The organism is Glaciimonas immobilis, assembly GCF_011947285.1.
Classification (GTDB): Bacteria; Pseudomonadota; Gammaproteobacteria; order Burkholderiales; family Burkholderiaceae_D; genus Glaciimonas; species Glaciimonas immobilis.
Genome location: NZ_JAAOZT010000017.1, coordinates 202,086 through 216,964, shown reverse-complemented (window position 1 = coordinate 216,964; position 14,879 = coordinate 202,086). Strand labels below are relative to the sequence as shown.

Here is a 14,879-nt window from a genome sequence, read left to right as displayed (position 1 = left end):
GCCCTTGACGTACCCCGTCATTGGCGCTGCCAAGTGTTTTAGTCATCAGGCGGGAATTGTCGGAATACATGTTTGAGCGCAGCGAGTTGGTATTTCGACCCGACTGATGGCTAAAACGCTTGGGGACCCGGAGGGCAGCGTCGTTGCGGTCGCGTTTTCTTTGGTGTCTTTCTTTTGGCGAGACAAAAGAAAGACACTAGCTGTCGGGCTACCCCCGACCAGCATCCACGGAGCACTAACCATTTTAGCAATCGATCAACCGAACTAACCAAATAGCTTGCAATAAACCATAGAATCTCAGACATGTATTCCGACAATTCACGACTGACAGCCGAAATAACCGGCATCACCTACGACGGGGTAGGTCAACTGCCAATACAACAGCAACAGCCTTTATGGTTCGTGTGATTCGGTTTTGATTGAGGTTACAAGCTTTATAAGTCTATACGCCATCGGCGTTTTTAATCCATCCAGCTATCCATGTACACCATGTCGTAGCGATTAGTCAGAGTATTTCAATATGGCGTCAAACTCGCCCAAAAGAATTCGTGTTCCTCTCAATGGCGTTTTGTTATTGGATAAGTCGGTGGGATGGTCCAGCAACGATGCGTTGATTAAGGCCAAGCACTTGATGAACGCTGCCAAGGCTGGGCATACCGGTACGCTTGATCCTTTTGCGACGGGGGTTTTGCCACTTTGTTTTGGCGAGGCTACTAAATTTGCGCAGGATTTGCTCGATGCTGACAAAACCTATGAAACCGTCATTCATCTTGGACTGACGACCGCCACCGGCGACACCGAAGGTGAAGTATTGGAGACGCGGGAGGTTGATGTCACGCGGGAGCAAATTGATGTTGTGCTGGCCCAGTTCCGTGGTGCGCTTAAGCAGGTTCCGCCTATGTATTCGGCGCTTAAGCGCGATGGTAAGCCGTTGTATGAATATGCACGGGCCGGTATTACATTGGAGCGTGAAGCGCGTGACGTGACGATTCATTTGTTGGAGTTCATCGATTATCAGGCGCCTTTTTTAAGCGTTCGGGTGATGTGTAGCAAAGGCACTTACATTCGGGTGCTGGGCGAAGACATCGGGGCGGCGTTGGGTTGCGGCGCGCATTTGAATGCGTTGAGACGCACAAAGGTCGGCCATTTGACGCTCACCGGTTGTCTTACGCTAGAGACGTTGACGGCCACGCCAGAGGAAGAAAGAGCGGCGTTGTTGGCTTCCGTTGATAGCCTTTTGCTGACCTTTCCAGAAGTAGTGTTGCCTGAGTTATTGGCGCAACGGTTTTTGCAGGGGCAACGCCTGACTTTAGTAAAAGAAGGCGTTCCGCTGCCTTCAGGTATCGGGCGAGTGCGCGTGTATCGCGAGTCCGCGTCTTCCGGGCAGGCGGACGCCGAAATACCACGACAGTTGTTGGGAACCGCACAATTACACGATTACGGCGTGTTGGCACCGGAAAGACTCGTCTCTACAGCTATATAAAAGTCACAACGGAGAAGTGATCTACAAGTAGTCATTCAGGCTACGCTTTCGTTGCGTTTTTGCGAAAACCCTGTCAAAACGTGTCACGCAAGCCTTTGAAATCAAAAGGCTTTCAATCTCCCTTGCACTGCATCATGTTATAATACTGGGTCTCCCGAATTCCGTTGCATTTTCCAGGCCTCTCAGGGTTTGTACTGCGCGGGCTTTTACCGCGCACTTGCTGCGTTAATTACCGAATTCCTTACTGAATTCCTCTACATCCATAACAATATGTCAAACACAAAACGCGCTATCCGCAACATTGCCATTATTGCTCACGTCGATCATGGTAAAACCACGTTGGTCGACCAACTTTTGCGTCAATCCGGGACTTTCCGCGACAATCAACATGTTGATGCGCGCGTCATGGATTCAAACGATATTGAAAAAGAACGCGGCATTACAATTCTGTCTAAGAATTGCGCGGTCGAATACGAAGGCACACATATCAACATCGTTGACACCCCTGGCCATGCCGACTTCGGTGGTGAAGTTGAGCGTGTGCTGTCGATGGTTGACAGCGTATTGCTGTTGGTTGATGCGTCGGAAGGACCTATGCCACAAACGCGTTTCGTTACGCGTAAAGCACTGGAACTTGGCCTCAAGCCTATCGTTGTCATCAATAAAATTGACCGTCCGACTGCGCGTGCCGAGTGGGCGATTAACGCGACTTTCGAACTGTTTGACAAACTGGGCGCAACTGAAGAGCAACTCGACTTCCCAGTCGTCTATGCTTCGGCCCTGAATGGTTACGCCAGCCTGGACCCAACAGTACGCGAAGGCACAATGACACCATTGTTCGACGCGGTGTTGGAGCACGTTCCTGCACGCGAAGATGATCCTGATGCGCCGTTGCAATTGCAAATCACATCGCTGGAATATTCGTCTTACGTTGGTAAGATCGGCGTTGGCCGTATCCTGGCCGGTCGCGTCAGAGCACTGCAAGATGTTGTTCTGTTGAACGGTCCTGATGACAAGCCGACCCGCGCGCGTATCAATCAGGTACTGACTTTCAAAGGTCTGGACCGTGTGTTGGTTGACGAAGCATTGGCGGGCGACATCGTACTGATCAATGGTATCGAAGAGATCGGTATCGGCACCACAATTTGTGCTCCGGATGCGCCGAAGGGCTTGCCTATGCTGAAAGTGGATGAGCCGACATTGACGATGAATTTCATGGTCAATAACTCACCATTGGCAGGTCGTGAAGGTAAGTTTGTGACGACACGTCAGATTCGTGACCGTCTGGACCGTGAATTGAAGGGCAACATGGCTTTACGCGTGGTCCCGGCTGAAAACGACGATTCGACCTATGAAGTTTCAGGTCGCGGCGAACTGCATCTGACGATCCTGATCGAAAACATGCGTCGCGAAGGTTTTGAGCTGGCTGTTTCGCGTCCTCGCGTTGTCTACAAAATGGTTGATGGTGTCCGTCAAGAGCCGTATGAAAACCTGACCGTGGATGTCGAAGAAGCTAACCAGGGCGGCGTCATGGAAGAATTGGGTCGTCGTCGTGGCGATTTGCAAAACATGGAACCGGATGGTAAAGGCCGTGTACGTCTTGAGTACCGTATTCCTGCACGTGGCCTGATCGGCTTCCAGGGCGAATTCATGACATTGACACGCGGTACTGGCTTGATGAGTCACGTGTTTGACGAATACGCACCTGTTGACAATACCAAGGCCGAATTGGGTGGTCGTCGCAATGGCGTTCTGGTTTCACAAGACGATGGCGCAGCCGTTGCTTACGCTATCTGGAAACTGCAAGAGCGTGGTCGTATGTTCGTCAGCCACAATGATCCAGTGTATGAAGGCATGATCATTGGTATTCACTCACGTGACAACGATCTGGTCGTCAATCCGATCAAGGGCAAGCAACTGACTAACGTGCGTTCATCAGGTACTGATGAAGCAGTGCGTCTGGTTACGCCGATCCAGATGTCTTTGGAATACGCGGTTGAATTTATTGAAGATGACGAATTGGTCGAAGTGACACCGAAGAGCATTCGTTTGCGTAAGCGTCATTTGAAAGAAACAGACCGTAAGAAAGCATCGCGCGATTCTTGATTGTAAAATGCCGGACCCGGTGCGAGTAATTGCTAGCTACTAAGCGATAGTGCAGAGCAGTGCAATGATCGTGAGCCACCGGCTGTCAGTCTAGTTGGTATCAACCCGTTAAAACTACGTGGCAAATCGCCATACAGATTTGACGGGTTTTTTTGCGTCAATTTTCAGCGATGTTATTCCGACTCCTTTTATTGGAGCGCAAAGAGTAAATTTCCTGGGTTTAACGCGACTTATCCGGCTGGAGTAAACTATGTCTTTCTGCCCATCAGGAGAATGATGTCATGACCTCTGCCGTCCCAGCGCCAAGGCGCCAACTAGGAAACTCAACCTTAACTGTCCCTCCGCTTACTTTCGGAGGGAATGTATTCGGCTGGACGATAGACGCGCCCACGTCATTTTTACTACTGGATAAATTGATTGATGAAGGATTGAATTTTATCGACACGGCAGACGTTTATTCCCGCTGGATGCCGGGCAATGAAGGCGGAGAATCCGAGCGAATTATCGGTAGCTGGCTCAAGCAGAGCGGTAAAAGAGATCAGGTGATCATCGCCACCAAGGTCGGAATGGCGATGGGCGAGAATAAAAAAGGACTCGGCAAGGCGTATATTCAAGAAGCTGTGGAAGCATCATTACGCCGCTTGAATACGGATTATATCGACCTGTATCAGTCGCATGAAGATGATCCTTTTACGCCGTTGGAGGAAACGCTGGAGGCATATGCGGGCCTCGTCACGCAAGGCAAAGTGCGGGTGATCGGTGCATCTAACTATTCCTCCCCGCGATTGCTAGAGGCGATAGAGATCAGCAAGCAGCATCAGTATCCAAGTTATCAGTCATTGCAGCCCCACTACAATTTATACGATCGTGTTGAATATGAGCATACGCTCGAGCCTACGGTGCTTAAGCACGGCATTGGCGTCATCAATTATTATGCGCTGGCCAGTGGTTTTTTGAGTGGGAAGTACCGTAATGAAGCCGATTTGACCAAAAGTCCGCGTGGTCAAGGCGTAAAGCGCTACCTCGATGGGCGCGGCTTACGCATTCTGGATGCACTGGATCAGGTCGCCGCCCGCAGCGATGCTAATCCAGCGCAGGTGGCGCTCGCCTGGTTGATCGCACGCCCCAGTATTACTGCACCGATCGCGAGCGCTACAACCTTAGCGCAACTAGATGATTTGATTGCGGCAACCAGACTTAAACTTGATCCTGACGCAATAACGTTGTTGAACCGCGCCAGTAATCTGCCCTGGCAGAGTTAGTCGAGTGCGTCGTTTACACGGAAAGTGTAAGGGGAAGATTGGGGCATGTTCTGTGTTTAGAAAGATTAATTTCGCGCAATTTATTGTCGCAAGTAAAAATTTGCTTTCAGAAGAGCAGCGAGGTGATAGCACAGGAGATGGAGAACGCGTCATAAGGGCCTCATTCATGCTATCCGCTTATGTCGCCAAAGATTGTAGCGAGTCTAAACGCAACAGTATTTGGACGCCTACCTAAAATTTGGTTGTGTTGTATGGGAAATAAGTAACAATGGGGCGTAAAATGCTTCGGTGCAATGTGTTCAAGCCAAGTTTATGGTTGACGTAAAGGTAGCGGGATGGTCAAGATTTCTCCTATGAAATTCGTATCCAGGCTCGCAGGAGGATTTTCTTATTGGAGGCGGAATGGGATTCATTCCATTTGAAGTGGTTTCCATTTCGGAAGCAAAAGCAGTACTGGACTGGGACAAGCCAGCGGACAAAAAAGAAATACAGTGGGAGCTTTTACGTCGAACGCAACGTGCTGCTGATATCAAATTGAGCGATGCAACTTATAAGTGGGTGTCGACCATCCCTAAAGACATTTGGCCGCTCTGGCTCATGAAGAGTTTTCCGCGTATCGCAAATCAGCTTGCCAATACATGGGCACAACCAGCAGGTTGTGATGCACTTTTTACGCAATTATTGCTGGATCAAAGGGGAACCCGCAAAGGGTTTCCGGTAGAGGTTTCTCGAGAAATAATGGCGTTAAAATTATATTTTGAGTCGCTATAGAATAATACGACGACAAAAATATAATTTCTTTACCAACAGTTGAAAATGATACAAAAATGCGTCGGTGGGTTATGCTTGGTAAGGGATGTTCTCCAGAGTAGTTTCGGAATAGTACGACCTGTTTAATTCCGGTGAGGCGTTAATCTGTGATCTGGATAAAACGTCCGTTTGTATCGTTTCTTCACGGTAATCTATACCTAGTCGTTTTCCCATTATGTTTCTCCGTTGTATTTGTCGCGGAGCCAGTACGTTCCTGATCGGCGAGTCGGGCGGTGGTGTGGAAGTGCCGACGCCGCGACAAGTAATAATTTCCCCACCAGTTCATAATGCGGCAAAAATAAAATGATAACAAAAATTATTGATCGCAAGGAATTTGTAGCTACTCTCGCGAGCGAGGGATTTGCCGAAGGTATAGTCGTGGATCGCGAGCCGAATGGCTTTCTAGACGACCATGTTCATTCTTTTGAAGCAAAAGCACTCATCCTGTCGGGTGAATTGCGGATGCGCGTCGCCGACGAGGAGCGCCTCTATCAACCGGGCAGTATATTTCATCTTCTGGCTAACCAGCCGCACGCTGAATTTTACGGACCAGAGGGCGTGCAATATCTGGTTGGTCGGAAGGAAGAGAAAAATTAAAAGCCCACAGTTGAGCGCGATCTGCGCTCCTCTTTTCGAGACTTCCTTTGTCGTAAAACGCCGTAGAACGCAAAGCTATTGTGCAGGTTTCGTTTTTGCTGCCACGCCGGTTTGTATAATCTTCCCCATTAAAATCTAAATATGGTCCGTGATGCGGTAATAATTAGTCTAGAAACATAGCCTAAAAGTTAGCCGAAAAACGCACAGATCTCTACTTGCATCCCTGCAAATGACAACGCCGGCGATAGGCGCACGCGCTAATTACGCGCAATTACATTAACAATGCTTCCTGCATTGTCAATAAAGCCCCTCTTTTCACTCCCACGAAAGCAGACCGTCTATCAATCCGTTAGCGCTTGATCTTCCGCGGCGATATTCACACGAAACCGTCGCAATATCCTACACCCACATTTTCCCGGAGATAACTAGAGCACCTTGACGTTTGATGCAATGCTCTTTACTCGTCGTCAATAAAAAATGCACACATTAATTAAAAATGTCTCTTTAAGCGACTTTACAGAACAAAAATATGACATATGCTCAAATATTAGGGTTAGAATTGTAATCGGGATACAGAATTTCTAAGTCCTGCTGTAAATCGTAAATTGATCCGGAACAACGCGACGTCGTAATGTCAGGTTGCTGGGTGGCAGTGAACAAGGCATGTTTCTAATGGCTTATTCACTTGGGTGAGTAACGTCGCAGTACCCGTGTATAGGTAGTGGTTCGCGCAGGAACAAGTAGTACCGGTTGCACCTTAAAAATCAAAAGGCGGAAATACCGCTAAAAATTGGAGGAGATACAATGAAAAGCAAGCGAATTGCAAGAAAAAATAAGTGCAATGCATGGGCTCGCGGCAGTTTTGGAGTGCTGCTGGCGGTTGCAGGCGTACAAGCTGCGAACGCGTTCGACATTGATTTAGGTAATGACGACTTGCAAACACGATGGGATAACACCATTCGTTACAACCTCGGTGTCCGGGGCAAAAATCCAGATTCACGCATTCTGAATAATCCTAATTATGATGAATCCGATGGCAAGTTTAACAAAAAAGGTAAGGTCGTAACCAATCGCGTCGACATCCTAAGTGAATTCGACATGAACTATCGCAAACAATTCGGCGTACGGGTAAGCGCGGCGGGTTGGTACGACAATGCCTACGACGACCATTCGGTTCGCACTGCAGCACCAGGTGGATACTCAACGAGTTACGCTGGTAACCAGTACAACTCTAGCGTGTCGCGCTACGTCAACGGTCCATCGGGAGAAATTCTCGACGCGTTCATCTGGGGTAATTTTAAACTCGGTTCGGATCCTGTTAACGTCAAGTTTGGTCGTCAGACTAACTATTTCGGCGAAGGCCTGTTGATCCCAACGCACGCAATTTCGTATTCACAGTCACCTCTCGACGGCGTTAAAGCTGTTACGAGCCCTGGTATCGAAACCAAGGAAGTATTTCTTCCTTTGAATCAGCTATTCGCAAAAATTCAGGTCACCCCAGAGCTCACTTTAGCGGGACAATACTTTTTGGATTGGAGACCGTCACGTCTTCCTTATGGCGGCACGTATTTTGCGCCAGCCGACTTTTTCTTTGAAGGTCCGAGCAGACTACCAGCCGCACCAGGCTTCAATCTGTCACGCACAGACTCGTTAACGGCTAAAAAATCGGGAAACTTCGGCGTGAGCGCACGCTTGAATGTTGAACCAATTGAGTCTACGGTCGGTGCATATTACCGTCAGTTCGATGACTATAATCCTTGGTACGTGCCACAGGCTACCGGCTTTCAGCCGATCCCAGCTTTTGGCGGCGCGATTGCACCTACCCAGTTTCGTCTGGTGTATCCAAAGAACGTAAAACTTGCTGGTTTAAGTATCAGTCGTGCCATTGGCCCAGTTAGCTTTGGATCAGATATCTCCTACCGGATGGGCGGTGCCCTGAATGCAGCAGGTATTAGTGCGGTTGATAATTTGGGGCCAAGCGGTAACACTTTGCACGCCGTCGCAAACGGTGTCTATCTTTTACCCGCCACCAAGTTCTGGGATACGGGCTCACTGATTGCCGAGATCGCGTATAACCGCCTGATTAGTGTTACGCAACACGCGGAGCTTTATAAAGGTGTAGGTTCGCCAAAATGTTTGAATCCTAACGGCAAGCCGGGTAATGTTAGTGATGGTTGCTCTACCAAGGATTACCTGGGACTGGCGGTTCTGTTCACGCCAGAATATCTACAAGTCTTGCCATCATGGGATCTTGACCTTCCTATGACGCTTAATTATGGCTTGAAGGGTAATGCTGCGACTTCTGGTGGTGGTAACCAAAATTCACTATCATGGTCGGTTGGCGCAAAAATGACGTATCAACAGAAATACGAATTTGCTTTGAAATATGCTGACGCGCGTTCCACGTCTAAATATGATCCAACTGGGCAGACGCTGGTGGGTGGTAATGGCGGCTCTAGTACTAATGATCGCGGTTGGTTGGTTTTCACATTCAAAACGGGCTTCTAATTAGAAGCCATCTGGAGACAAAACATGAAGACGAAAAAATTATTGCTGGCGAGCCTGTTCGCCTTGTCAGTACCTGCGTCAGTACCTGCGTTCGCCGCAGTGACGGCGGAAGAAGCTAAACAGCTGGGTACAACTCTGACTGATTTCGGCGGCATTAAAGCTGGCAACAAGGACGGCACTATTCCAGAATACACGGGCGGATTGACTACAGCGCCAGCGGGTTTCAAGGCTAATAGTGGATTTTGGGTTGATCCGTACAAGGATGAGAAGGCCGTACTGCGCATTGATGCCAAGAATGTCGCGCAATATGCTGACAAACTTAGCGAAGGCCAGAAGGAACTGATCAAGAAATATTCTGACTATTACATCGATGTTTATCCGACGCATCGTAGTTTTGCATTGCCGGAATCAGTACTAAAGGCCACGGTCCGCAACGCGACGGCCTGTAAGATTCAGAAAAATAACTACGCAGTGGATGAAGCTTGTCGCGGTGGTTTGCCGTTCCCTATGCCGCAAAGTGGCTACGAAGTAATGTGGAACTCATTGCTGCGTTACATCGGTCATGGCGGTTTTACGACCGATTCAGGCAAATCATGGATTGTCGATGCAGACGGTCGTCCTACCATGACTTCCGATCAGTACACGATGATGGAAAAGCCTTATTACCAGACCGATCTCAGCGATCGTGATCCCCAAATGTACTGGCGTACTTATGCCGTGACCCGTGCTCCAACACGTAAGTCCGGCGCTGCCCAAATGCTGGTAGATTATCTGGACACAACCGAACGGCCACGTCGTGCCTGGGCTTACACTACAGGGCAACGTCGGGTCAAGTTGGCACCGGAATTTGTTTATGACACCCCGGTCTCCGATCTGGGCGGCGTGACGCTGTACGATGAACTGTTTATTTTTTCGGGCAAGATGGATCGCTTTGATTTCAAGCTGGTCGGCAAAAAAGAAATGTACATTCCGTACAACGATTACAAGTTCAATTTTGCATGCAAGGATGAGACGCAATTTTCCAAGCATCACATCAATCCAGCGTGCGAGCGTTGGGAATTGCATCGCGTTTGGGTGGTTGAGTCAACACTCAAGCCGGGCATGCGACATGCGTATTCCAAGCGTACATTCTACCTGGATGAAGATGGTTACGGCTCTGGCATGTTTGACGCGTTTGATCAAAGCGGACAATTACACCGTGCGATGTTTAACTCATCATTCCAGGCGTATGACCATGCAACCCAGCTAGCATTGAAGAGCGTTACTTATGACTTCAATAAAGGTATGTATGCAGTAGTTGGCGATGCCGCAATTGGCGGCTTCAAGATTGTCGGTAAGTCGCTGCCAGAAAAAGACCAGACCGTAGAGGCGATGGTTGCACGGGAAACTACCCGCTAAAAATCATCATCAGTATCATCTGATGGTCAGTTAAAACCTGCTTGTGTAAAGTTATTTTGCACAAGCAGGTATTTGTTTATGCTTGCACGCTGGTTTCAGTTCGCAGCAAGGGACGGCGTGTAGAGGATGCGCGTGCGTTCATCGCACGGAAGATCAAAACGTCGCGAAGAGAAATATGTCCAACACATTTGATATCATCATTGTCGGCGCAGGTTCAGCTGGCTGTGTCCTGGCCAATCGGCTATCAGCAAATCCCGACGTCTCAGTATTATTAATCGAGAGCGGTCCGGTAGATAAAAATCCCCTCATACAAATGCCGCGTGGCATAGGCAAATTACTTAACCCGGGTAACCCGCATGTCTGGGACTATAAGGCCTCTCAGGGCGCAGGCAGGGCAGATGAGGATTGGCTAAAAGGCCGCACCCTTGGTGGCTCAAGCTCCGTCAATGGGATGGTGTATTTGCGCGGACATCCTGAAGAATATAACGACTGGGAAGCCGCCGGTTGCGTCGGTTGGGGATGGAAAGACATCGGTCGCTGCTATAAAGCCATGGAAGACCATGCGCTAGGTGAAGCAGAATATCGTGGCACTGGCGGACCTTTAAAAATAACAATGCACCCGGCTGGCGATTCTTTATGCGAAGCCGTGATCGCGGCAGCCGGAGAAGCAGGCCTGCCGCGCGTAGATGACCTGAACTCTGCATTACAGGGCGGTATCGGATATCAGCCCCGCAACATCTGGCGCGGACGTCGCCAAAGCGCGGCCAAAGCATTCTTGGCACCAGTGCGCTCGCGCCCTAATTTAACAGTACGCACCGGCACCGACGTATTACGCGTTACTTTTGAAAGGAAACGGGCCGTTGGCGTTGTGTTAAGAGATGCCACCGGCGTCACCGTGGTGCGCGCAAAGCGCGAGATCATCCTGTCCGCCGGCGCACTCAATACCCCAAAAATATTACAGTTATCGGGAATCGGACCCGCCAAAAAGCTTCAGGAACTGGGTATCGATGTCGTCCTCGACGCACCTGGCGTCGGCGAGCATTTACTCGAACATCGCTGTGTGTTGATGCAGGTACGGCTGAAGAATGGCAGTCTGAATAAAGCATTTGCCGGTGTGGGACTAGCTAAAAGCCTGGCGCAGTACTTCCTTAAAGGGAGCGGTCCATTGACCCACGCCGCCCATGAAGTGTGCGCATTTTTCAAAACCCGACCAGAGTTAACCCGGCCCGATGCGGAAATTGGCGTAGGCTTGTACTCTATCACTGTCGAGGACGGAAAAATTGTCCTCGAAAAAGAGCCAGGCATGACCTGGGTTGGCTATTTCACTAACCCCGACAGTCAAGGTACTGTGATGATTACCAGCACCGATCCAGACGTGCCGGTTGCTATCAATGCCAATTATCTGAGCACCGAAAATGACCGTCGTAGTTCGATTGCCTTATTGCGCTTTATGCGCAAAATTCTAGAGCAGCCAGCGTTACGTTCGCATATCGTGGCCGAAACCTTACCGGGACCGTCCTGCATCACCGACGACCAATTGGCCGAGGCGTTTTTTAGCAACGGTTCTACCGCTTACCATGCCGCGGGAACTTGCCGCATGGGTGCCGATGCCGCGTCGGTGGTTGATCCAGAATTGCGAGTACGTGGGATTCAGGGCCTGCGTGTGGTCGATACCTCGATCATGCCAACTCTGATCACTGGTAACACCAATGGCCCGGCGATGGTCATGGCAATGCGTGCCGCAGAAATAATCATTGCTTCAACCGAATCAGGCAAACACGCCCAGAACAGTGTTCCTGGATTGAGCCCTATAACTGCATAAAGGAGTGAGACAACTATGACTATTCCATTTACACATTACGACGGACTTTACATCGACGGTCAATGGGTGACACCCCAGGACGGTCAGCGCGACGCCATCATCAACCCGGCCACGGAAGAAGTCATTGGACACGCACCGCTAGGCGGACTAGCAGAAGCCGCAATGGCGATTGCGGCAGCGCGTAAGGCGTTCGATCGCGGTCCCTGGTCACGCATGTCAGCGGCCGAACGTGCCGTGATTATGCGCAAAATGCATAGCGCTTTATTACAGCGTGCCGAGCAGATCAAGGTGCTGATGATCGCCGAAGGCGGCATCACCCGGATGCTGGCCGAAGGCATGTTTTTTAATAAGCCTATGCAAATCTTTGAAACAGCGATTCAACGCTCGCTAGTTTCCACCACCCGTCATCTACCTATCGAAACTGCCATTGCGCCGTTTAATCCAACCGGCCCTGCGCTGATCGGCGGCGGTGTCGTGGTACGCGAGGCGCTTGGCGTCGTCACCGCGATCACGCCTTACAATGCACCCTTTTTGACCAATCTGTCCAAATTGGCCCCGGCGTTATTGGCAGGTAACACCGTTATCCTCAAGCCGTCACCATTCACACCGTTCTCGGCCCTAATGTTTGGTGAAATTGCGCATGAGATCGGCTTGCCTCCGGGCGTGCTGAACGTCGTTACCGGCGATGCAGAAGTGGCCCAGTTGTTGACCTCTGATCCTGCGGTAGATATGGTCACGTTCACCGGCTCGGAAGCCGTGGGTGCTGCGATCCTGGCGCAAGGCGCGCCGACCATCAAGCGTAACCTGCTAGAACTCGGCGGCAAGTCTGCACTGATCGTTCGTGAAGATGCCGACGTCCAGAAAGCGGCGATGGAAGGGCTATTTCAGGTATCAACCCATTGCGGTCAGGGCTGCGCACTGGCAACGCGTCATCTGGTGCATAACTCTATTCGGCCAGCATATATCGAAGTCATGCGTGCCATGATCGGCCATCTGGTCATCGGTGATCCTGCTAACAGTTCCACGGTAGTCGGTCCGCTGATCCGTGCAAATGCGCGCGAACGCGTAGAGCGCTTTGTTGAGGCCGCCAAGGACGAGGGTGCAAAGCTGGTGATTGGTGGTACGCGTCCGGTCGGTCACGATAAAGGATTTTTCTATAACGTTACCGTATTTGACGATGTCCGCAATGATATGGGCGTTGCGCAAAATGAGATATTTGGGCCGGTCGCGAGCGTGATCGGTTTTGATACTGACGAAGAGGCAATTGCGATTGCTAACGATAGCCGGTATGGGCTGTATGGTGGTATTCATTCACGTAATCCGGCTAAGGCTTATGAGATGGCGTTGCAGATGCGTACTGGTGGGGTGGTGTTGAATGGTGGCTTGTATCAGTTGATGGATGCGCCGTTTGGTGGGTATAAGCGGTCGGGGTTGGGGCGGGAGTATGGGGAGCACTGGCTTAATGAGTATACTCAGGAGAAGACTATTGTGTTTCCGTTGGGGGTGTAACTTGTGGTCGACTGGCCGGTCGATTGGTAAGTCGGTAACTTAAGCGGTTTGTGCTCCGTGGATGCCTGTCGGGTGTGACCCGACAGGCAGTGTTTTTTTGTCTGACTAAATGCAACCCACCAAAAAATCGTGTCCCTCGCTGCGTGAGGCCTTGAGCGGCTTGACTGTGGTGTAGACTGTTGCGGCGGCGGCCTCAGTCACTGCGCACGCCTTTTTTGGTGGGCCGCTACCGTGTCGGTCATCAAGCCGCCCATGTCGCGCATCAGTTGGGCCTCGACCGTCAGGTGTCGGATAATTTCCCCTATGGCGGAAACGGTGCTGCCGTTCACCGTTGATTCTGCATTACGGGCGGCAATAGACAGGACCTCACCAATCGCTTCCAGTCCGCGGGAAATAACTTCTTGCGCGTTGTCTGCGTGCTTGGCGATGGCTTCTGCTTCCAATGCCTGATCATCGGTGATTAGCGCAAAGGATGAAACATCGTCATCAATAGCTTTGAGCAGAAAGCCCATCTCATACGGTGCGCGCTCAACGCCGCGAAAATGGGGATTAGTTTTTGGTATAACCGGGCCTTGCTTTGGAGGGGTGGGCCTAGCCAAGCTACAACGTCGCTTGATCACGCTGCACCGCCGATTATTATAGACAGGTCGATGGAAACATCCGTTGCAAGTTCATGGCAATGCGCCAGGGCGTTGCGTTGACTAGCGGAGACAAGCACGTCGAACGCGGAAAGCGTGGCAGCTATCGCGGTAGATTGGCGGGTCAGGCATTGAATTGTTTGTAGACGGTTTTGGGTGGGCGTAGTACTGGCGTAGCGGGTCATGGGGTAGTCCTTTTTTGCGGTTGAACCGCTCCCCGCGACTAAACAGGGTGGGCGGCAAATAGCAGGGTTAGTCGACTGGTGCAAAAAAGAAAAACCAGCAAGCCCGAAGGCTTCCCCGCCACCGCCGCCCATTGAGGGCGCACGAAGGCAGACACACATAAAAACGGCATTACGCCGTTTGTGCGCTTTTTTGCTGGCAGGCGACTAAACCCGTTCCGCTTTTTCTCAGGGACAATCAGACGATAGCGGAGATTTTGTGGGGCTGCAAACTTTATTTGCAAAATGGGATATGGTTTGATTGGTTAGTTATTGAGACGGTTAGTGCTCCGTGGATGCTGATCGGGGGTGGCCCGATAGCCAGTCACTTTTTTTTGTCTCGCCAAAATAAAGTAACCAAAGAAAAGGCGACCGCAACGACGCTGCCCTACGGGTCCCCAAGCGTTTTAGCCATCAGTCGGGTCGAAATACCAACTCGCTAACGCTCAAACATGTATTCCCACAATTCCCGCCTGATGACTAAAACACTTGGCAGCGCCAATGACGGGGTACGTCAAGGGCCGC

The 14,879-nt window shown here is 50.5% G+C and carries 11 protein-coding genes; 9 read left to right on the top strand and 2 right to left on the bottom strand.

Annotated features, from left to right (window positions below; all coding sequences use genetic code 11):
* Positions 1–520 precede the first annotated feature (520 nt).
* From truB to HAV38_RS20780, 9 genes are all read left to right on the top strand, one after another.
* Positions 521–1,483: a tRNA pseudouridine(55) synthase TruB gene (truB, locus tag HAV38_RS20820; protein WP_168057309.1), complete on the top strand. Its 963-nt coding sequence runs from the start codon at positions 521–523 to the stop codon at positions 1,481–1,483.
* A gap of 270 nt (positions 1,484–1,753) precedes the next feature.
* Entirely contained in the window at positions 1,754–3,589 is a 1,836-nt protein-coding gene (gene typA / locus HAV38_RS20815; RefSeq protein ID WP_168057308.1) for a translational GTPase TypA, read from the top strand.
* Positions 3,590–3,870: 281 nt separating this feature from the next.
* Entirely contained in the window at positions 3,871–4,851 is a 981-nt protein-coding gene (locus tag HAV38_RS20810) for an aldo/keto reductase (protein WP_168057307.1), read from the top strand.
* Positions 4,852–5,253: 402 nt separating this feature from the next.
* On the top strand, positions 5,254–5,622 hold the full coding sequence (locus tag HAV38_RS20805; protein ID WP_168057306.1) for a hypothetical protein: 369 nt from the start codon (positions 5,254–5,256) through the stop codon (positions 5,620–5,622).
* A gap of 342 nt (positions 5,623–5,964) precedes the next feature.
* Entirely contained in the window at positions 5,965–6,258 is a 294-nt protein-coding gene (locus HAV38_RS20800; RefSeq protein WP_221313878.1) for a cupin domain-containing protein, read from the top strand.
* A gap of 804 nt (positions 6,259–7,062) precedes the next feature.
* Complete coding sequence (locus tag HAV38_RS20795) at positions 7,063–8,766, top strand: DUF1302 domain-containing protein (protein WP_168057305.1); 1,704 nt, start codon at positions 7,063–7,065, stop codon at positions 8,764–8,766.
* A gap of 24 nt (positions 8,767–8,790) precedes the next feature.
* Positions 8,791–10,164 (top strand): DUF1329 domain-containing protein, encoded by a 1,374-nt coding sequence (locus HAV38_RS20790; protein ID WP_168057304.1) that lies wholly within the window; start codon positions 8,791–8,793, stop codon positions 10,162–10,164.
* A 175-nt stretch (positions 10,165–10,339) separates the two neighbouring features.
* Positions 10,340–11,986, top strand: coding sequence for a GMC family oxidoreductase (locus HAV38_RS20785; protein ID WP_168057303.1), 1,647 nt, complete (start codon positions 10,340–10,342; stop codon positions 11,984–11,986).
* A 15-nt stretch (positions 11,987–12,001) separates the two neighbouring features.
* A complete protein-coding gene (locus tag HAV38_RS20780; protein WP_168057302.1) occupies positions 12,002–13,495 on the top strand; it encodes an aldehyde dehydrogenase family protein in 1,494 nt (497 codons plus the stop codon).
* A 197-nt stretch (positions 13,496–13,692) separates the two neighbouring features.
* Here the strand turns inward: HAV38_RS20780 and HAV38_RS20775 are convergent, their stop codons facing one another.
* The gene (locus HAV38_RS20775; protein ID WP_168057301.1) at positions 13,693–14,094 is read right to left on the bottom strand and encodes a hypothetical protein; all 402 of its coding nucleotides are present in this window, start codon (positions 14,092–14,094) and stop codon (positions 13,693–13,695) included.
* Between the two features lie 17 nt (positions 14,095–14,111).
* Positions 14,112–14,318, bottom strand: coding sequence for a hypothetical protein (locus tag HAV38_RS20770; RefSeq protein ID WP_168057300.1), 207 nt, complete (start codon positions 14,316–14,318; stop codon positions 14,112–14,114).
* Between the last annotated feature and the right edge of the window lie 561 nt (positions 14,319–14,879).

Excerpts from the sequence above, each read along its gene's own strand:
- truB (WP_168057309.1), top strand. The coding sequence starts at position 521 with ATGGCGTCAAACTCGCCCAAAAGAATTCGTGTTCCTCTCAATGGCGTT.
- typA (WP_168057308.1), top strand. The coding sequence starts at position 1,754 with ATGTCAAACACAAAACGCGCTATCCGCAACATTGCCATTATTGCTCAC.
- HAV38_RS20810 (WP_168057307.1), top strand. The coding sequence starts at position 3,871 with ATGACCTCTGCCGTCCCAGCGCCAAGGCGCCAACTAGGAAACTCAACC.
- HAV38_RS20805 (WP_168057306.1), top strand. The coding sequence starts at position 5,254 with ATGGGATTCATTCCATTTGAAGTGGTTTCCATTTCGGAAGCAAAAGCA.
- HAV38_RS20800 (WP_221313878.1), top strand. The coding sequence starts at position 5,965 with ATGATAACAAAAATTATTGATCGCAAGGAATTTGTAGCTACTCTCGCG.
- HAV38_RS20795 (WP_168057305.1), top strand. The coding sequence starts at position 7,063 with ATGAAAAGCAAGCGAATTGCAAGAAAAAATAAGTGCAATGCATGGGCT.
- HAV38_RS20790 (WP_168057304.1), top strand. The coding sequence starts at position 8,791 with ATGAAGACGAAAAAATTATTGCTGGCGAGCCTGTTCGCCTTGTCAGTA.
- HAV38_RS20785 (WP_168057303.1), top strand. The coding sequence starts at position 10,340 with ATGTCCAACACATTTGATATCATCATTGTCGGCGCAGGTTCAGCTGGC.
- HAV38_RS20780 (WP_168057302.1), top strand. The coding sequence starts at position 12,002 with ATGACTATTCCATTTACACATTACGACGGACTTTACATCGACGGTCAA.
- HAV38_RS20770 (WP_168057300.1), bottom strand. The coding sequence starts at position 14,318 with ATGACCCGCTACGCCAGTACTACGCCCACCCAAAACCGTCTACAAACA.